Below are 20,096 nucleotides of genomic sequence, written 5' to 3' on the forward strand. Positions count from 1 at the left end.
TTTGAATAACGTCATTATACGCTCGTCTTACTATTTTTGCAAACTAATATTGTCGGCGATTTGTGCCATCTAATTGAATTGGAACAGTTGTAGACTGAATGCGCTCCATAATACGGGCAGCTTTTACAGGCTCTTGGTGGTTTTGTACATACGTTAAATGGTCCGCTAGGCTTTTATAGTCAAAGTTTGACGTTACAAAAACGGGCAACCCCTCCGCCATACGGTAATGTAAAATCGCGCCTAATATTTCGTCTCGTGACCAGCTCGTTAGTGATTCGGCCCCTAAGTCATCTAGCATTAATACAGGTGCTTTTTTAACAAAGTCCATTTTTTGTTGCAGTGTTTTATCATCAATCGCTTGCTTAATTTCACGTAAAAACTCAGGCACATAGACAAGCACCGAGCGCACTTGGATATTGGCAAGCTCATTGGCTACTGCGCCCAAAATAAAGGATTTGCCAACACCAAAGCCGCCGTAAATATACAAGCCTTTTGAAGGCATCTCTTTTGTTTCCTTAATTTGATTAATAAAATTAGCCACAAAGCGTGCAATTTCTAAACGTGCACCTGTGTCCATTGCCATTGTAGAAAGCGAAGCAGATAGCGTTTCACGCGGCATATGCAAACTACTAATCATTTCTGCAACTGCTCGCGCCTCGTCTTCCTTATACTTTTGCGGGCATGTGGCATACATTACCTCTACTGTAGTGCCTTGTAAAACAAGCTTGGGTACACAGCCGACGACCGCATTTGTACAAGCACGTACACTGCCTGCATGACAGCATTCACTTGCTTGACTCGTGTATTCTAAAAATTTTGGAAGTGCATCTTCTATCATTTGTGCGGTTAAAGTAGCTTGATGATTAGCAATAAAAGCTTGCACCGCTTCGTGACGCAACACCTCTTGACGCGCCTGCTCATACTTTTCTTTAAACGAAGGCGATTGTAATTGTTTAGCTAGCGTCTTTTTAATCGGTTCCATATTCTCACCTACTATTCTTTACGACCGAGCATCGCTAATATTTCGGCTCGCTCTTTCTCATAATTTTCGCCAGTAATTGTGCTAGTTGTATTATTTTGTAGCCACTCTGGTACATGCTCTACTTTTCCTGTTACTTTGCGCTTTGCTTTTTGACGCGCTTCATACGCTTCATTTTGTGCTTGCACATGTGCTAACGCTTGCTCAACGGTCGTTATATTTTTTTGACGCCAACTGCCCGCAATCGTATTAATATAATTTTTAGGTAACTGACCTTCTTGTAAATTATAAACGTATTCGATTAAGACATTCGTTACGCCTAAAGGCATGTTGTAAAGCGTAATTAACTCTTCTGCTACTCTCACATCATGCGCAAACGGCTCTTGGCCATTTGCTAATTTTTTTAACATATCATACGGCGTTGAACTATCGTAGTAGTTTGACGCTTGGGGTGCTGTCGTAATGGTTGGTGTATAGTCCTTTTTAGGCATCGTCTGTGCCAGCGCCTGCTCTACTGTAGTGACATTATTAAGTTGCCAACGTTTGGCAATCGTTTCTACGTAAGCTTTTGGCAATAAGCCTTCTTTTCTTGTAAAGACGTATTCAATCAAGACATTAGCGACTTCTACTGGTAGATGATGTGTGAGCACTAAATCTTCGCAGAGCTTACTATCTTTTCGTAGCGGCTCTTGGCCGTCATACAACATACGTAAAAATACATAAGGTGGCTGACTATACTTCGCATCGATTTGCTGTACTTCTGTGATGCGCGGCTCATAAGATTTTGGTGTTTGACGACGCATAATCATCGCTTGAGCCTCAGCCACAGTCGTAACTGATGCTTGACGCCATTCACTGGCAATCGTTTCAACTAAGCGTTTAGGTAACTTACCTTGTTCTTTTTGCAAAACATGTTCTACTAAAACATTGACGACACCAATCGGCATGTTATACGTAAGTACAAGGTTTTCAGCAAGAGCTATCATCGTAGGGAAAGGCTCCTGCCCATTTAAACAAGCTTTCATAAAATCATATGGGATTGTCGTATCATAGTGCGTCGTTTGTGTCGTAATATGCGCTTTCGTAACACGCGGCTGATAATGCCCTTGTGGCTCTGTAGCTGCTAATGCTTCTTCTACTGTCGTTATGCCACGACTTTGCCAATTGCTTGCAATCGTTTCAACATAATTACGCGACGCTTTACCTTCTGTTTCTTTAATCGCATATGCCATTAAAACATTCACAACACCTATAGCCATCCCATGATTTTTCACGAGGCCTTCTGCGAGTGTCACTAAAAACTCAAACGGCTCATGACCGTCGTTTAATTGTTTTAAAAACTCATACGGTGTCAAGTTATCATAGCCGTTTTCCACGGTAGTTTCCACGCTTGTAATCGTCGGCTCTTTCACTTGATTTTTTGCTTTTTGGTATTTGTCGCGTTCTTCTCTCGCCGCTACCATCGCTGCCGCTGCTGTATTAATTCCTTTGCGGCGCCACTGATCCGCAATAGACTCTACAAATTTTTTCGGTAGCTTCATATCCGTAATTAACATGACATATTCAATTAAAACATTAATAACGCCAGGGGGTAAACCATAGCGTACAAATAACGATTCTACAAGTTGAACTGCGCTATCTGAAGGTGCCGCACCTTTATGTAGCCGACGTAAATGTTCAACTGGACTCGTATTTTCTAAATAAGCAAGATGCTTTTCCTCTTTCGTTTGCGATGTCGTTGTCATTGCTTGTTTTTCGAAAACCGGCATTAACTTTGGCATCTCTGTTGTCACTGTTAGCTTGTAATAATCAGCCGCCGCTTTTCGCAACTGCTTTTGTGAAATAACTAAATCATCATCAAGTGCTAAAATTACAACTTTTTGCATATCAATTGGCGTAAGCTGATATAAAAAAGCGAGCTTCGCAATATCTTCTTTCACTTCTGCTGTTAGCGCAGCTGATGGCACTAAACTTTCTTGCAAACCGGATTGCAACAAAGCAAAATCAAAGTTTTGTTGCATAAAAGGATACGTTTTTTTCTCAGTCGCGACTACAGGTGCCACAATATCGGATGGAATCTCGCTGTGAAGCGGAGTAAAAACATCCGTAAAGCTGCGTGTTACTTCTGTAAATTTCGCACGATTTTTTAGCGCTGGCGTAAAGCGTTCACGTAAATTGCGATAGTTTCGCTCACCAATTTTACTATATAGCATCATAGATAATAGAGGATCCGTAAAAAACATTTGTGTCTCTAACGGACGAGCAAGTTCATAAAGAAATGTGCGTTGCTCTCCTTCTGTCGTGCGCCATGTACGCATTAAGCCAATAGCTTCTAGCGCTAAACGCGCGCTAAGTATATCGCGTAATCCCATATCAAGCGTTTGCATCAAATAATAATGCATAACAGGCGTCGCTGCTTGAAACTCCCCTTCTGCCCATAACGTAAAGTATAAACTTAGCGCCTTACCTCCAATAATTGGTTGGTAAAACAAGGTTAAGCGTTGACGTTCTGCTACCGTTAATTGATCAGGAATTTCCACAAAAAACACATCATTTTGATGCAACTCTTTTGGTAATAATGACACCAGGCTCACGCTCCTTACTTTTTAGCATTCGATTGGCGTTCAATAATCTCTCTAATTTCATCAATAAATACATTAATATCTTTAAATTGACGGTAAACTGAAGCAAAGCGCACGTAAGCCACCTCATCGATTGATGCCAAGTGATCCATAACTTTTTCGCCCACATCATCAGATTGCACTTCTCCGTTACTCATTTGACGTAAATCTTTTTCTATAGTTAGCACTACTTCATCTAGCACTTCTAGTGCAACTGGGCGCTTTTCACATGCACGAATCATGCCGCGCAGTAACTTTTCACGACTAAACTCTTCACGCGACCCGTCTTTTTTCACTACAATTAAAGGGGTTTCTTCTATTTTTTCAAACGTCGTAAAACGATAGCTGCATGATTCGCATTCACGACGACGTCTAATTTCTTTATTATCATCAACTGGGCGCGTATCAACTACTCGCGTCCCATTGTATTGACATGAAGGACATCTCATATTTTTATCTCCCGTAAGTTAATTTACTACTGCTAAGTATAACAAATTTTTAAGCATACAAAAAGGATAGGCTATAATAAACAAAAAAGGCAGTACCACAAACGTGATACTCCCCTGCTCATTTATTATTGATAACGGTACGCTTTTTGTTGCATCGCAATCCATTTACCCATCGCTTGATACAACAGCACCATAATAATTGTAATAATAATACCTTTAACAATATTGAAAGGCAAAATACCTTTAATGATCATCACATAAAGTGCATCGCCTACGACTTTTTCCATACCTAAGAAGTACGTATACATCGGTAAAAATACCGCATAATTTAAAATGCTCATACCTACTGCCATAACGACTGTGCCTGTAATTAAACCTGCTACTAACCCTTTAACTGATTTAAAACGATTAAAGATGACATAAACTGGCATAATGAATAATACACCCGTCGTGAAATTAGCAATATGACCTACTGGCACCCCTGTTTCTGTACCGGTAAACAACCAATCTAAAACATTTTTAAAGAATTCGACTAAAATACCAGCTACTGGCCCCATTGTAATAACAGCAAGCAATGCTGGCATATCACTAAAATCTACCTTTAGAAATGCAGGAAATGGTGGAATCGGGAAGTTTAATAAATGCAGTAAAAAACCAATACTACTCAGCATCCCTACCGTTACAAAATATCTTGTGCGCTTACGTTGTTTTTCCATGTTACTCTCTCCTTGTGTTGATTGCATCTCGCAAGAAGAAAGGTTCGACAAATGTGTTGCATAAAAAAACCCTACTACAAGGAATGTAGTAGGGAGAATTAGGCACGTTTAAAAAGACATTACACATGTCGCACCTTCACCTTCTCCCATCCAGACTGTACTGTCGGCCTTGGAGTTACACCAAGTCAGCTATTCATAACAATGAATAGGTCGCGGGCTCGTATGTGAAATCGTAGTTGTCGTACAGCTACCACATAATTACCGCCGGTCGGGAATTGCACCCTGCCCCGAAGATGAATCATATTTTTTAGTTTTACACTATTATCATAGGCAATTTTCACGCAATTGTAAAGCCCTTCAACTTACTTTAGCGTAATGGTAAATAAAATGTAAATGTTGTACCTTCTCCTTCAACGCTATCTACCATAATATTTCCTGAGTGTGCCTTTACAATGTTACGCGCAATCGCTAAGCCTAGTCCTGTACCACCCTTAGCTCTCGTGCGTGCTTTGTCTGCTTTATAAAATCGTTCGAAGACATAAGGTAAATCTTCTTGTGGGATACCAACGCCGGAATCTTGTACTAACACTTTAACAAATGTCTCTTCACGCTCTACTTTTACACTGACAGTGCCGCCTTCTAATGTATGACGAATTGCATTATCAATTAAATTCGTTAACACTTGCTCAATGCGATCCTCATCGAGCACGATTGTTTCATGTGCGGCAAATTCACTATCAAATGTTAAATTAACTTGCTTTTCTTTAGCTACTTGCGCAAATTTTTGCGTAATGCGTTCAAACACTGTATTTAGCGGATACGTAGCAGTATTTAACATCATATGTCCCGCTTCCATACGCGCTAAGTCGAGTAGCTCAGATACTAAGCGACCCATACGCTGTGACTCATCATAAATAATGCGAATCATCTCGTTACGATCTTCTTCTGTCGTTACGACTTCATCGAGTATCGCTTCTGAGTAACCTTGAAGCATAGCAATCGGCGTGCGCAACTCATGCGAAACATTGGCGATAAAGTCTGAACGTAATTTTTCTAAACGGTGTTGCTCTGTCATATCACGAATGACAGCTACAGCGCCACGTACTGAGTCGCCGCCATAAAGCGGGCTAATTGTAATGCTATAGTACGCACCGTGCATCTCGATTTCTTCTTCAAGCTTATCTTCAAAAACGAGCACATGGTCTAACATATGATAAATTTCTGGTGGCAGTGGCTCGCTATTTTGATTTCCCTTACTGACAAACCACATTTGTAGCAATTTTTCAGCAGGTGGGTTACTTAATAATATTGTACTATCACTATTAAATGTAATAACTGCGTCTGTCATAGATGTTAAAATGTTGGACACCTGCTCTTTTTCTTGATTGATTACTTCAACATTATGCTTTAATTGCCGGCCCATTTGATTAAAAGCATTCGCTAATTGACCAATTTCATCGTTTTGGCTTGCAACTACTTTCGCATCAAATTTACCTTTTGAAAGTTCAATCGCTGTCTCACGCATTTTACGTAGCGGTAACGTAATACGCGATGATAAGAAGAAAGCAAAAAATGTAGTTAGCACAAAAGCAATAATAGCAGCAAGTACTACAATTTTAGTCGTTTCTCTCGAAGTTTTATGCAACGCCTCTGGATTTTGGTACATAAATACGGCACCGTGTAAAGCACTTTCCCCGTTCAGTGGAAACGCAAGCACTAAATATGTATCCATTGCCTCTTTATCAGAATAAGACGGCATAAGCAATTCTTTAACGATAGGCTCTGGTGTGGAATACACTTTAGCAAAAGATTTGTTCGTTAAAATTGTTTTTTCAATCGCTTGTTGGTTTTCGCCATCTTGTAGCGCCATTACAACCTCGCGAGACGTATTGACGACAATAGCGTTTGTGCCTTCTGGCAATACGTCCTCTAGCATGCTCTTCGTCTTACTATCGAGTTGCTCCTCATCATACAGGCTAGCGATTGTCGTAGCGGTTTGCCTTAACGAAGACTCAGCCTGTTGCACGTGATAGTTTTGAAGAAACTCAAGCATAAGTACGGTAAATACGAATAGTACAAATGAAACGAGAAGCAAAATGGTTACCCATAGCTTCCCGACAACACTATTCCATATTCTATTCATTCACGACCTCAAATTTATAACCTACGCCCCACACTGTAACAATCATTTTTGCAGCATTTTCGGATACGCGGTTAAGCTTCTCGCGCAGTCGCTTTACGTGCGTATCAACTGTGCGTAAATCGCCAAAGAAATCATAATGCCATACTTCTTTTAATAGCTGTTCGCGGTCAAACACTTTGTCTGGTGATTTAGCTAAGAAGTACAGTAATTCATATTCCTTTGGTGTTAAATTAACTTCCTCACCTTCTGCAGTTACACGGTGAGCGTCATGATCAATCATTAAATGTGGGAATACTACTAAATCTTTTGAAGTCGAAGCATTAGCCGCTGGTGCAAAGGCTTGTGAACGACGCAAAATTGCTTTTACACGTAACACTACTTCTCTTGGGCTAAATGGCTTGACGATATAGTCATCCGCTCCGATTTCAAAACCGTGAACGCGATTTGCCTCCTCGCCTTTTGCCGTTAATAAAATAATTGGTGTCGTTGAGCGCTCTCGCAACTCCTCACACACTTGCAATCCGTCTTTTTCTGGCATCATAATGTCGAGCAAAATACAGTGGTATTCTTTTTCTAATGTCATAGCAAGCGCCTGCTCACCATTCTCTGCTTCATCAATCTCGTAGCCTTCTCGCTCTAAATACATTTTTAATAAGCGGCGGATGCGATCCTCATCATCCACTACAAGGATGGAAATATTGTCTGACATTGTGTTACCCCTTTCTACATTCATCTATATCTATTGTACAATTTAGTTCACAAATTGAAAAGAGAAGCACATTTTGTCAATGTGCCTCTCCGTTTTATTACGCGTATGAGTGAAGACCTGCAATGATTAAGTTGATTACAACTAAGTTGAAAATCATAATCGCGAAACCAATTAAAGCAAGCCATGCTGATTTGCGACCTTCCCATCCTTTTGATAAACGTAGGTGAAGGAATGCGGCATAAAACAGCCATGTAATTAAAGCCCATACTTCTTTCGGGTCCCAGCCCCAATAACGTCCCCACGCCTCTTGTGCCCAAATCATCGCAAAGATTAAAGCACCTAATGTAAAGACAGGGAAACCGATTAACACTGAGCGGTAACCAATTTCATCCATAAGTTCTAAGTTTGCACGTTTGACAAACGGCTGAAGCATTTCGCTTACACGCTTGCGTGAAATTAAGCGAAGTAATGCGTATAAAATTGTACCAACTAATAATGACCATGTAACAGTTGTTAATTTTTTAGCATTAATAATTGGTGGTGTTTCGATTAAAGGTTGCATAACGTCTTCTGTTAATGCTGCTGACTCATTCATACCAAAAATAGCCGGCATATTATACGTGATTTCTCTTTGAATTTCGTCTTTATCTACATACGTAAATTGCGCTTCATATCCCATGCCACGGAACACAAGTGTTACGAGTACGAATCCGATAACGACAACAACAAAGAACATAACGCTTTCTAATGCTGTGCGTTCTTTTGATGCTTTTTTCACATCTACTACTTTTAGTAAATATACGAGGCCCGCCACAGCACTAATTGCTAAAATAGATTGTGCAAACGCTGCCGTAATAACGTGAATAGTTAACCAGTTACTTTGTAATGATGGAACGAGTGGGCTCACGTCTGTCGGGAACATCGCTGCATAACCGATAATTAATACTGCGATTGGTAACGCAATTAACCCTAGAACGACTGCACGGTACATAAAGTACATAATAATGAACGCTAGTACGATAAACATACCGAATGTCGTGGTAAATTCAAACATATTACTTACAGGCGCATGTCCTGTATACATCCAACGTGTAATAAAATAACCTAAGTTAGCGATAAAACCGATAACCGTAATAATAATCGCTATTTTTCCCCACTTATTAGCATGACGCTCCGCTGCTTCGCTTTTATCATGGGAGTTTTTTACAGCTCCACCAAAGAACAATGTTGCAATTAAATAAGTAAGGAAAGCTACAAATAGTAAGTTACCACTAAGACTAATTAAACTCATTATGCTTCGTCACCTTCCTGTTTTTCTTCTGAATCATTTAAGTCAAGCTGATCGACATACGCTGGCAACTGCGCAGCATTTATTACGATATCTAAATCTTTTTTGATACCAAACCAGTTTTTATTTGTATGAGCAGCTAATAATAACTTGCCTTCTGCTGTTGCTTGTACCCATACACGACGGTGGTTCCAATATGAACCGATTGCTACACCAATCATAAATATAATACCACCTACTACAATAATAGGAATGGTACGGTCTTTATGAATCGTTAACCCTGATGAGTTACGTGTCGTAGCTGATACGAATTTTAGCATATTTTGGTTTTCGCCTAATGGCTCTAATGTGTTACGAATCGCCACAAAGCTCGTCTCTCCGTCAGGTGTATCTGGCGTTGTCATTTTAAAGACAAACGCTGGATTATCTGGTACTGGTAAGTTCGTTTGTGGCACGCCATCTTTAAACCCTGCAAAGTCTGGTGTGTAGTTTAAAATTTCCACCGAAGAGCCATTACCTAAATCATACGTTGCGGCTGGATTATCAAGTTGAACTGTTAATTGACCATATGATTTTTCAGTTTCCTTGTTTACTAAATCAAATGTCATTGTGTAGAGCTCATCTAAACGGTAGTCCATTTGATATAACGAGTAGCCGTCATGTTGTAACGGGTGATTTACACGAATCGAATACTCTTTTACCAATTCTAAATTATCTGTATCCCCTGGTAATGCTCCTTCTGGTTGCTTATAAAGCTTAGCGTTTGTTTGGAAGTTTTTAGCTACGACATTAACCCCTTGACGCACTTGTTCACCTGAAGGGCCATCTTCGTCATTTTCGTGCATTTCTAAAATGAACTTATCGTTTTCTAGAAAATAGCCCGGCATGCCCATTACTTCAATTGTCTCGCCTTCACGAATTAACATCGACTCATCGACGTACATCCCAGGCACCACACGTAAGGACACCCCTACTAAAAAGACAATTAAACCTACGTGATTAATATACGGGCCGTAACGAGAGAAGCGATTTTTTTCTGCTAATAATGCATCACCATCTCGGCGCACATTATATTTTAGCGCTTTCATTTCCTTCTCAATGGCAGCTAATGTTTGTTCACTATTAGCTACTTCACCTTCTGCTACGATACGTTGACGCTTCATAAAACTTTCATGACGCTTCACACGTTGATTCGTTAATGATTTGTGCAGTGGAATACCGCGGTCAATACTTGCAACGATAATGGATATACCGAGCATACCTACAAGTATTTGGAACCACCATGAACTATACAAATCTGACAAACCTAAAGCATAATAAATCTTACCAATTGTGCCGTATGTGTTTTCGTAGTAAGCGGCTTTGTCGCCAAGTGTACCTACATTGACATAAAACTCTTGTGGTAAAAATGTGCCGACTGAGGCTGCAAGGAGCGTAATAATAATTAATGCAATCCCTACTTTAACACTAGAGAAGAAATTCCATACTTTATCCACTACCGAACGATTATACGTCTTTGAGCGAATCGCTTTACCGTCGTAGCGCATATCTACAACTTTTGTATTTTTTTCTTCTTCTGTTAAAGGTCTACCACATTTTTCACAAAGCTTTGTACCATAAGGGTTAACATGTCCACAAGCACAAGTGATTGTTTCCTTCTCCATGTGACTGACACTCCTTATTTATTGCGGCTTAATTGACTCCATCATTGCACCGATTTGTTGCTCCGTTAATTCGCCCGTAACAATTTTCGTTACTTTTCCTTCTGGTGAAACTAAAATTGTTGCTGGTAACCCAATAATATTGTACGCGTTACGCACGCCTTTTGTTTTATCAATAACAACCGGGAAATCCAATCCGTATTGATCAACAAACTTTTGTACTTCAAAATCTGATTGTGCAATATTGATGGCTAAAATCTCCACACCTTGATCTTTATACTGTGCATACTGATTATTCATGTAAGGCATTTCTTTTTCACATGGTTTACACCACGTACCCCAAAAGTTTAAAAATACACCTTGTCCTTCATAATCGGATAGCACATGCTTATTACCTTCTAAATCAATCAGCGAGAAGTTTGGTGCTTGATCGCCAACTTGTAACACGCTCGTTTTATCTTTAGTTGCTGTGGAATAAACGACATAGGCAATTGCGACAACGAGTAGTGCTAAAATAATTGTCCGCGTAATCAGTCGTTTTTTCTTTTTATCCATGAAGTAAAAACCTCCCCAAAAAGCGTAAATACCCTATTCATTATATCAAATGTTAGGTTTATGCTGTAATTTTAAAGATGAATGATTTATGACTCTTTTTATTAGTCCAATTTGCCCGTTTCAGCTAAAACACGCAACTTCTTCACTTCATGTTGCGTCAATTGGCGAAACTCTCCCGGTGCTAAGTTACCTAAATCTAAAAAAGCGAAGCGCTCACGTTTAAGCTTTACTACAGGTGTGCCAATAGCTTCAAACATACGGCGAACTTGACGGTTACGACCTTCATGAATCGTAATTTCACAAATGGCTTTACCTGCCGCTTCATCTGCTGTCATCATACTTACTTTAGCAGGTGCCGTTTTACCATCTTCTAAACGGATACCTCGCTGCAACTTCTTAAGACCATCAATGGTTGGAATGCCTTTTACACGCGCTACATATGTTTTATCAATTTTAAATTTAGGGTGTGTTAATTGATATGAAAACTCACCGTCATTCGTTAATAATAATAAACCTGTCGTATCATAGTCTAAGCGCCCTACTGGGAAAATACGCTGTTCGACATTTTTAAAAATATCCGTTACAGTTTTACGCCCCTTGTCATCCGTTACGGCAGAGATTGTTGCACGTGGCTTATACAGTAAAAAATACACTTTCTGTTCTTTTTCTAATTTTACGCCGTTCACTTCTACCTTATCGCTACTACTTACTTTAGTACCTAGCTCTTTTACAACTTGACCGTTCACTTTCACTTTACCTTCTACAATTAATTGCTCTGCTTTACGACGCGATGCAATGCCTGCATACGCAATCACTTTTTGTAATCTTTCCAATACGTCCACCTCTTTTATTAGTCGTTGAAATTATGGCACACTTTGTGCATTCCGTATAGCTTTTAATTTTCGTCAAACGTTTGTTCAAACTGCGTCAAAAATAAGTCTGTTGCTTCATCGCTTGGTTCTTGTTCTTCGGGTAATGGCGGTAACTCGCTAATATCATTGAGCGCGAACTGATGTAAAAATTCTGTCGTAGTACCGTATAAAATAGCACGACCTGCCCCGTCACTGCGCCCCACTTCCGTAATTAATCCTTTAGCAGCTAGTGTATTTAATGGGCGCTCGCTTTTCACGCCTCGTATTGCCTCGATATCCGCACGCATTACAGGTTGTTGGTAAGCGACAATAGCTAACACTTCTAATGCGGCCTGTGATAAATTTTGTAGCGGTGGATCTTCAATTAACTTCTCAACGACATCCGCAAGCATTTGCTTTGTTACGAGACGATATACGCCCGCTGTTTGCTTTACTTCAATCGCTCGCTCACTGCTGATATAATCCGCTTGTAACTGTTGTATTGCTTCCTCTACTTCTGCTACTTCAGTTTGTGTAAACTGCGCCAGTTGCGCTGTCGTTAGCCCTTCTTCACCAATTACAAATAGTAAAGCTTCAATCTTGGTAATCAAGCTCGGCTGTGTATCCATCTTGCCACTCCTCTTGCACTAAAATTACAGTTAATGCTTCAAAATTTTGCTGTTGTTCAATTCGTATCATTTGTTGACGCATTAATTCTAGCACAGATAAAAATGTTGCAATCAATGCACTTTTATTGCGATGATCAAATAAATCCGTAAAATCCGCTTGCCCATTCATTTTTTTAAGCAGCGTAAAAACCGTACGCATTTGGTCTTTAATTGCAATCTCTTGTCGTGCTACACGCGTTGTCAAAGGTTGTTGCCATTTTTTTCGTTGTAACATTTTTTCAAAAGCTGCTAACATATCGTATACTGTAACGTCCATATCAAAGAGCGCAAGTTGCTCTTCTTTCATATAAAATGATAAGTCTGTCGCAGGTCGTGGGTATTGCAGTATAGCGTAATCACGTTGTGTTTCTAAACGCTTTGCCACTTGTTTATAACGCTTATATTGAATAAGCTGTTGAACTAGCTCGTCACGTGGATCCACTTCCTCAATCGTATCGTCTTCTATGTCGTGCATAGGTAATAGCATTCTACTCTTTAAAGCTAGCAATGTCGCTGCCATTACTAAATATTCACTTGCTTCATCTAATTCTAATACTTGCATCGCATGAATATGCGCCATATACTGCGCAGTAATTTCGGCCACAGGTATATCATAAATATCTATTTCATAACGCTGTATTAAGTGCAATAGCAAATCGAGAGGCCCTGAAAAACCTTCTACATTTACTTCATAAGCCATTCGTTTTCCACCATTCTATGTTCATTTTTCATGCTCTTTTGCCGAGCACGCTATTATTTTGTGCTATACAATAGTATATAGTGTATTATATTTCGCTTCAGCAAGCGAGAAAATCTATTAACGACCAAACAGAAAGTAGGTATCCTTATGCACCCACAACTGCACCCTCTTTTTATTGACTATTGCGCCCACTTTGTGCGTGGCGATTTTTTTGAATGTCATGAAGTAGCAGAAGACTACTGGAAAGCCATTGCTCCTGGTGATAAAAACCATGCGCTCGTTGGCTATATCCAATTAGCCGTAAGCTTTTATCATGAGCGCCGCGGCAATATACGCGGGGCCAACAAGCTACGAGCCAACGCTCAGCGAATTTTTAGCCAAGCAGATGCACAATTTTTCACTTATATTAAACGCAACACGCTCGTTACGCTTGCTTTAGGAGACGAGCTCCCTTTAGCACCGCCGCTAGACGTTAAAGTACAGCAGCGCCTTAAGCAATTACCTTTGCTCGATGATGACTTCATTACACATAAGCACTTATTACGTGACCGCTCCGCTATTATCGCAGCGCGTGCAATAAAAAAAGCATCGCCTACAAAGTAAGTTTACTGAGTAGGCAACACTTTATTTATTGTCTGTTATACAGCCCATACATTTATCAAACAGCGGTTGAATATCATCAATCGCACATACTTCTTGATACGTTCCTAAAGCGGTAAGCTCTTTTAAAATTTGCGTTGCGATGCCCTCACCACGGTAAGACGGTACAACACAAATATGTTGTAATGTCGCAACTTCATCCTCAACTGTTACACCAACAATACCGACATACTCTTCCTGTTGTTTCCATAGGTATAAATGTTGCGTCTCGTCTTTAGCATAAGCATCAATCGTTTCGGTCAGCTTTTTGATGTTTTTTTCGCTTGGCATAAGCGATAATAATCCCATTGCTATTTTCTCCAACGATTTTTTATAACGAACTAACATAAGTATTTTCCCTCATTTTCTAACTGTTGCTAATTATTGCGGTGGTGCCTGAATATAGCCGTTCGGTACGAGGAAGAACCAGTAAATAGCTACCCAAAGACAAACGACACCGAGTAGTGCTAATAGGACCATGATATTTTTCTTTCGCAATTCAATTTCACCCTTTTTTTAACGTTAGCGCTTTATCATTCGCGATAATATGGTCGTACGTTTCACGTGCTATAACGAGTTGATGTTGGCCGTCTTCAACAAACACGACAGCTGGACGAGCCACACGATTATAGTTACTTGCCATAGCATAACCATAGGCACCTGTGCAGAACATTGCAAGAATATCGCCCGCTTCTGCCTGCTGTAACTGCGCATCTTCAATCAATTTATCGCCAGACTCACATAATTTCCCTGCTACTGTATATGTCTCTGTCGCTGCTTGGTCTGCTTTATTCGCAATAACAGCTTCGTATTTTGCATCGTAGAGTGCTGGTCGAATATTATCGCTCATACCACCATCTACAGCAATATACTCACGTACATTAGGTACAGTTTTATGAGAGCCAATTGTATATAACGATGTACCAGCATCTCCGACAAGCGAACGACCTGGTTCAATCCAAATTTCCGGCATCGTTAATTTTACCTCATTTACTTTCTTCTGTACAACCTTAATCATATCTTCTACATAAACTTGAGGCGCCAGCGGCTTGTCTTCCTCTGTATAACGAATGCCAAAGCCACCGCCTAAATTAAGTACACGACACGTAAATTGATATGTCTCTTTCCACTTCGCCATCTTGTCAACAAGCTTCTCTCCTGCTACACCGAAAGCGACAGTATCAAAGATTTGTGAACCGATATGACAGTGCATACCTAACAGCTGTAAATATTCATCTTGGTAAGTTTGTAAAAACGCCTCATCTGCTTGACCATTATTTAAATCAAAGCCAAACTTCGAATCCGCTTGTCCTGTCGTAATAAAATCATGAGTATGCGCTTCTACTCCTGGCGTCACACGCAGTAAAATAGCCATTTGTTGTTGACGATTTTTTGCTAACTGCTTTAATGTTTCAATTTCATAAAAATTATCGACAACAATGCAACCGATCTTCGCTTCAAACGCCATTTCTAGTTCAGCAAGCGATTTATTATTACCATGAAAATGAATCGTGCTTGGCACTACGCCTGCTTGCAAAGCCGTATATAACTCTCCGCCTGACACCACGTCAATTGACATACCTTCTTGTGCAGCCAATTGGTACATAGCTATGCTTGAAAAAGCTTTAGAAGCATAGGCAACTTGCGCTGTTACGCCTAGTTTCTTAAAGGTATTAACAAAACCTTGCGCTCGCTCACGAATTAACGCGACATCATAGACAAATAGTGGGGTACCGTATTGTTGTGCAAGCGTAAGCGTATCTACTCCGCCAATTGTAAGATGCCCTTGTGAGTTGACTTGTTGCGTTCCATATAAATGCATATTTTTTCCTCTTTCCCTTGTCAAAATAATCGAAAAATATCTATAAAAACATTACCATACTAAAGCGCTAAAGAAAAGCACGCTCACCTTTAAAGGTAAACGTGCCTCACTTTATTTTGTAATTACAGTATGAATTAACGTAGGTGCTTGTACCGCTTGTTCGGTAATTATAATATGTTGATACAATTTTTGTTCAACTTCTGTAATCGCTTGACGATTCGCATGAATGGTTACGAGCGACTCGCCTTTTTCGACGTAGTCACCTACTTTTTTATTCAGAACAAGACCTACAGCTAAGTCGATTTCTGACTCTTTTGTCGCGCGTCCTGCACCGAGTAGCATCGCCGCTGTACCGATATCATCGGCCTCTAACTTCGCAATATAGCCACTTTGTTTAGCTACGAGCTGTGTGATGTACTTGGCTTGTGGCAGAAGCTCAGGATGATCAACAACATCGGCATTACCACCTTGTGCGCTAATAAACTCACGCAATACTTGCAAGGCTTTACCATTTGCCACGACTTCTTCTAATTGAGCGCGCGCTTCTTGTAATGTCGTGGCATGCCCGCCTAATACGACCATTTGTGAACCTAGTACGTAACACAACTCTTGTAAATCTTCAGGTCCATTACCTTTTAATGTATCAATAGCTTCTTTAATTTCTAATGCGTTACCAATTGCAAGGCCTAGCGGCTGACTCATATCGGAAATAATAGCCATCGTTTTGCGCCCTACGCTATTGCCGATTTTAACCATTGCATGCGCCAAACGCTCAGCATCTTCTACGGTTTTCATAAAAGCGCCGTCCCCTGTTTTGACGTCTAATACGATGGCATCAGCACCCGAAGCAATTTTTTTACTCATAATAGAGCTTGCAATTAGCGGGATGCTACTTACTGTAGCTGTCACATCACGCAAAGCATAAATCTTTTTGTCCGCTGGCGTTAAGTTGCCACTTTGGCCCACTACAGCCATTTTAATTTCATTTACTTGTTGTGTAAAATCAGCTGTGGAAAGTTCGACGTGGAAACCGTCAATTGCTTCTAGCTTATCAATCGTACCACCTGTATGACCTAGCCCACGACCACTCATTTTAGCTACGGGTACGCCAACTGCCGCTACCATAGCTGCCAGTGGTAACGTCGTCGTATCACCTACACCACCTGTCGAGTGCTTATCTACTTTAATACCGTCGATTGCGCTTAAATCAATTTGATCGCCAGAAGCAACCATGGCAAGCGTTAAATTAGCGCGTTCTTCATCCGTCATATCGGTAAAATAAATGGCCATCAATAATGCACTAGCTTGGTAATCCGGAATTTCGCCGTTCGTATAGCCTTCAATAAAAAATGTAATTTCTTCTTTTGTTAACGCATGACCGTCGCGCTTCTTCTCAATAATATCTACAATTCTCATGCTTTACCCTCCAATAAAGAGAGGAAACTCTTTCCGTATTTTGGTGCTGGAATAGCAAAATTCTCAGCAATCGTCGCTGCAATCGCTGCAAATGTGTCGCAAAGTGGTAAAGCTGTCGGTGCTGTAAACGATGGTGAATAAACGAGAAGTGGTACATATTCACGCGTATGATCTGTGCCAGCAAATGTTGGGTCATTACCGTGGTCTGCGGTAATCATTAAAACATCATCTTCCGTCATCGCCTGTAAAATTTCTGGCAAGCGTGCATCAAATTGTTCCAATGCCTCTCCGTAACCTTGTGGGTCGCGGCGATGCCCAAAATTAGCATCGAAGTCTACAAGGTTTAAAAAGCTCATGCCTGTAAAATCTTTACGTACCACTTCTGCATACTTATCCATACCGTCCATATTATTTTTAGTGCGAATCGCTTCTGTAACACCTTCACCATTGAAGATGTCAGAAATTTTACCGACCGCAATAACATCGTAACCCGCATCTTTCATCTCATTCATCGTCGTGCGCTCAAAAGGTTTTAAAGCATAGTCATGACGATTAGCCGTGCGTGTAAAATTACCTGGTTCTCCAATAAACGGACGCGCAATTACGCGCCCTACTAAATATTCTGGTGCTAATGTTAACTCGCGTGCAATTTGGCAAATTTCATAAAGCTCTTCTACAGGGATAATTTCTTCATGTGCTGCAATTTGCATAACAGGGTCAGCCGATGTATATACAATTAATGCGCCTGTTGCCATATGCTCCTTACCGTAATCTTCAATTACTTTAGTACCTGAGTAAGGTAAGTTACATACTATTTTACGACCTGTGCGACGAGAGAGTTCGTCGAGTAAACTTTGTGGGAAACCTTCTGGGTAAACTTTAAAAGGTTTATCAATGTTTAGCCCCATCATCTCCCAATGGCCTGTCATCGTATCTTTACCTACCGAAGCTTCTTGCATTTTTCCGTAGTAAGCTGTTGGTGTTTCGACAGGCATCACTTTATGAAGCGGCTCGATGTTACCGAGTCCCATTTTCGTTAAATTTGGAATGTTTAAGCCGTTCATATGTTTTGCGATATTGCCAAGTGTATGAGCACCTTCATCACCAAAGCTTTTGGCATCTGGTGCTTCACCAATACCGACTGAGTCCATTACGATTACGTGCATTTTTTTAAATTTTGTCATAGTAGTTCCCTCCGTTTATTTTCTTATTTTATCAAATATCGTAACATTTCGTAAGGTCAGACATCCGACTAAGTAAAATTTTATGCGCGCGGATGAAATTGTTTGTAAACTTCTGACAAACGCACCTTACTTACATGCGTATAAATTTGAGTTGTGGCAATGTCAGCGTGCCCTAGCATTTCTTGTACAGCTCGTAAATCTGCGCCGTTTTCCACAAGATGTGTAGCAAAGGAATGACGCAAGACATGTGGGGTCATAGGCTTACTTAAGCCCGCTGCTACCGCGTGCTGTTTCAATAGCTTCCAACAACCTTGCCTTGTTAATCTCTTCCCTCTTTGATTAATAAATAAAGCACTTGTCGGGGGATAATTTTTACTAAGTGCCGGTCGTGCGGTCGTTATATAATGCTCGTACGCGGCTAAGGCTGTTTTACCTAAAGGAACGATGCGCTCTTTATTACCTTTACCGATAATTCTTACAAAGCCCATGGCACTATGTACTTGATCCATATTAAGCGCTAATAACTCACTGACACGCATGCCGGTGCCGTACAGTAATTCAAGCATGGCTACGTCTCTTACCCCTTGCGGCTTTGCTGTGTTAGGCGCCGCTAATAATCGCTCAATTTCTTCAATTGCTAAAACATCTGGCAAGCTTTGGGTCATTCTCGGCATTTCTATATGGTAGGTCGGGTCTTCCGTTACGCGTTGTTCTCTCAGCAAAAATTGATGAAAGCTGCGAATGGCAGAAGTGTGCCGTGCAGTCGTCCGCGCTGAAGTTGTCATACGCAACTGTTGTAAATGTTGTGTAATATGCATAGGTTTTACTTGATCAAAAGCAGTGATGCCTTGTGCGGTAAGTGACGCAAGATAGGCATCTAAATCGCGACGATACGAAGCTAACGTATTATCTGCTAACTGCCGCTCCACGCGAATAAAATGAAGGTAATCTGAAATTTCATCTTGTAACATAGCTATTCCTCCTAAAAAAAACACCTTACAAATGACGTGTCATTCGTAAAGTGCTTTATGGCTTTTATGCCCATTCATTCGTTATTTTCTTTATCATGACAGCGCCAGCAAATCCCGTGGAATGTAAGACGATGGTCTTTAATTTTAAAGTTCCAACGCTTTTCAACGACATTTTCGACATCCACTAATAAATCTTCTTGGATTTCGTCAACAGCACCACACTCAACACACACTAAATGGTGATGGAAATGTGTTGCGCCCTCTTGTCGTAAATCATAACGTGAAACACCATCGCCAAAATTAATTTTATCGACAACCTTAAGCTCTGTTAATAGCTCAAGTGTGCGATAAACGGTTGCTAAGCCAATATCTGGTGCTTTTTCTTTAACGAGCAAAAAAACATCTTCTGCGCTCAGATGATCTTCTTCATGCTCAAGCAATACAGCTACCGTCGCCTCTCGCTGTGGCGTCAATTTATAACTTGCACTATGCAATTGTTTTTTTATTCGATCGATGCGGCTTTCCATACGACGCCCTCCTAAACTTTTATCATTATACCAAAGCAGTGAACTACCCACCACTTATTGACCTTGCGGTCTAATTGAAGTGGGGGCTTCTCGACTTATCGTTGCTTTTACTAGCCAACGAAAACTGACCGAGCTAACCCTCTTGTTCCAAGAGTTTTTGTTTCTATGCTAATGCCAATAGGCGAATGCCTTCATTT

At 40.5% G+C, this 20,096-nt stretch carries 19 protein-coding genes and 1 riboswitch; of the genes, 1 reads left to right on the forward strand and 18 read right to left on the reverse strand.

Going from position 1 to position 20,096, the window contains the following annotated elements:
• Positions 1-43 precede the first annotated feature (43 nt).
• The 12 genes from dnaI to DDE80_RS05795 all read right to left on the reverse strand — a co-directional run bounded on the left by dnaI (position 44) and on the right by DDE80_RS05795 (position 13,340).
• The gene (gene dnaI / locus DDE80_RS05740; protein ID WP_108306716.1) at positions 44-982 is read right to left on the reverse strand and encodes a primosomal protein DnaI; all 939 of its coding nucleotides are present in this window, start codon (positions 980-982) and stop codon (positions 44-46) included.
• A gap of 11 nt (positions 983-993) precedes the next feature.
• The gene (locus DDE80_RS05745; protein WP_108306717.1) at positions 994-3,564 is read right to left on the reverse strand and encodes a DnaD domain protein; all 2,571 of its coding nucleotides are present in this window, start codon (positions 3,562-3,564) and stop codon (positions 994-996) included.
• Positions 3,565-3,578: 14 nt separating this feature from the next.
• Positions 3,579-4,049 carry a transcriptional regulator NrdR gene (nrdR, locus tag DDE80_RS05750; protein ID WP_108306718.1) on the reverse strand — a complete coding sequence of 157 codons (471 nt, stop codon included), beginning with the start codon at positions 4,047-4,049 and terminating at the stop codon, positions 3,579-3,581.
• Between the two features lie 125 nt (positions 4,050-4,174).
• Positions 4,175-4,765 (reverse strand): ECF transporter S component, encoded by a 591-nt coding sequence (locus tag DDE80_RS05755; RefSeq protein WP_108306719.1) that lies wholly within the window; start codon positions 4,763-4,765, stop codon positions 4,175-4,177.
• A 134-nt stretch (positions 4,766-4,899) separates the two neighbouring features.
• Positions 4,900-5,064: riboswitch (FMN riboswitch) on the reverse strand.
• Positions 5,065-5,132: 68 nt separating this feature from the next.
• Entirely contained in the window at positions 5,133-6,908 is a 1,776-nt protein-coding gene (locus tag DDE80_RS05760) for an ATP-binding protein (protein WP_108306720.1), read from the reverse strand.
• Positions 6,901-7,617: a response regulator transcription factor gene (locus tag DDE80_RS05765; RefSeq protein ID WP_108306721.1), complete on the reverse strand. Its 717-nt coding sequence runs from the start codon at positions 7,615-7,617 to the stop codon at positions 6,901-6,903. Before DDE80_RS05765 ends, DDE80_RS05760 begins: the two co-directional genes overlap by 8 nt.
• Before the next feature lie 97 nt (positions 7,618-7,714).
• Positions 7,715-8,908: a c-type cytochrome biogenesis protein CcsB gene (gene ccsB, locus DDE80_RS05770; protein ID WP_108306722.1), complete on the reverse strand. Its 1,194-nt coding sequence runs from the start codon at positions 8,906-8,908 to the stop codon at positions 7,715-7,717.
• Entirely contained in the window at positions 8,908-10,569 is a 1,662-nt protein-coding gene (gene resB / locus DDE80_RS05775; protein ID WP_108306723.1) for a cytochrome c biogenesis protein ResB, read from the reverse strand. Before resB ends, ccsB begins: the two co-directional genes overlap by 1 nt.
• An 18-nt stretch (positions 10,570-10,587) precedes the next feature.
• A complete protein-coding gene (gene resA, locus DDE80_RS05780) occupies positions 10,588-11,121 on the reverse strand; it encodes a thiol-disulfide oxidoreductase ResA (RefSeq protein WP_108306724.1) in 534 nt (177 codons plus the stop codon).
• A 101-nt stretch (positions 11,122-11,222) separates the two neighbouring features.
• Positions 11,223-11,954 (reverse strand): pseudouridine synthase, encoded by a 732-nt coding sequence (locus DDE80_RS05785; protein WP_108306725.1) that lies wholly within the window; start codon positions 11,952-11,954, stop codon positions 11,223-11,225.
• 62 nt (positions 11,955-12,016) lie between these two features.
• Complete coding sequence (gene scpB, locus DDE80_RS05790; protein WP_108306726.1) at positions 12,017-12,601, reverse strand: SMC-Scp complex subunit ScpB; 585 nt, start codon at positions 12,599-12,601, stop codon at positions 12,017-12,019.
• Positions 12,567-13,340: a segregation/condensation protein A gene (locus DDE80_RS05795; RefSeq protein ID WP_108306727.1), complete on the reverse strand. Its 774-nt coding sequence runs from the start codon at positions 13,338-13,340 to the stop codon at positions 12,567-12,569. Before DDE80_RS05795 ends, scpB begins: the two co-directional genes overlap by 35 nt.
• A 147-nt stretch (positions 13,341-13,487) precedes the next feature.
• Between DDE80_RS05795 and DDE80_RS05800 the strand changes: the two genes are divergently transcribed.
• The gene (locus DDE80_RS05800) at positions 13,488-13,943 is read left to right on the forward strand and encodes a DUF309 domain-containing protein (protein ID WP_108306728.1); all 456 of its coding nucleotides are present in this window, start codon (positions 13,488-13,490) and stop codon (positions 13,941-13,943) included.
• 21 nt (positions 13,944-13,964) lie between these two features.
• Here the strand turns inward: DDE80_RS05800 and DDE80_RS05805 are convergent, their stop codons facing one another.
• From DDE80_RS05805 to fur, 6 genes are all read right to left on the reverse strand, one after another.
• On the reverse strand, positions 13,965-14,288 hold the full coding sequence (locus DDE80_RS05805) for a GNAT family N-acetyltransferase (RefSeq protein WP_235612285.1): 324 nt from the start codon (positions 14,286-14,288) through the stop codon (positions 13,965-13,967).
• A 196-nt stretch (positions 14,289-14,484) separates the two neighbouring features.
• Positions 14,485-15,801 (reverse strand): diaminopimelate decarboxylase, encoded by a 1,317-nt coding sequence (gene lysA, locus DDE80_RS05810; protein ID WP_108306730.1) that lies wholly within the window; start codon positions 15,799-15,801, stop codon positions 14,485-14,487.
• 111 nt (positions 15,802-15,912) lie between these two features.
• On the reverse strand, positions 15,913-17,217 hold the full coding sequence (locus DDE80_RS05815; RefSeq protein ID WP_108306731.1) for a pyrimidine-nucleoside phosphorylase: 1,305 nt from the start codon (positions 17,215-17,217) through the stop codon (positions 15,913-15,915).
• On the reverse strand, positions 17,214-18,401 hold the full coding sequence (deoB, locus tag DDE80_RS05820) for a phosphopentomutase (protein ID WP_108306732.1): 1,188 nt from the start codon (positions 18,399-18,401) through the stop codon (positions 17,214-17,216). Before deoB ends, DDE80_RS05815 begins: the two co-directional genes overlap by 4 nt.
• Before the next feature lie 80 nt (positions 18,402-18,481).
• Entirely contained in the window at positions 18,482-19,378 is an 897-nt protein-coding gene (gene xerD / locus DDE80_RS05825) for a site-specific tyrosine recombinase XerD (RefSeq protein ID WP_108306736.1), read from the reverse strand.
• A 68-nt stretch (positions 19,379-19,446) separates the two neighbouring features.
• Positions 19,447-19,899: a ferric iron uptake transcriptional regulator gene (gene fur / locus DDE80_RS05830; RefSeq protein WP_108306733.1), complete on the reverse strand. Its 453-nt coding sequence runs from the start codon at positions 19,897-19,899 to the stop codon at positions 19,447-19,449.
• Positions 19,900-20,096 lie beyond the last annotated feature (197 nt).

This window comes from Metalysinibacillus jejuensis (genome assembly GCF_003057615.1).
Taxonomy (GTDB): Bacteria; Bacillota; Bacilli; order Bacillales_A; family Planococcaceae; genus Metalysinibacillus; species Metalysinibacillus jejuensis.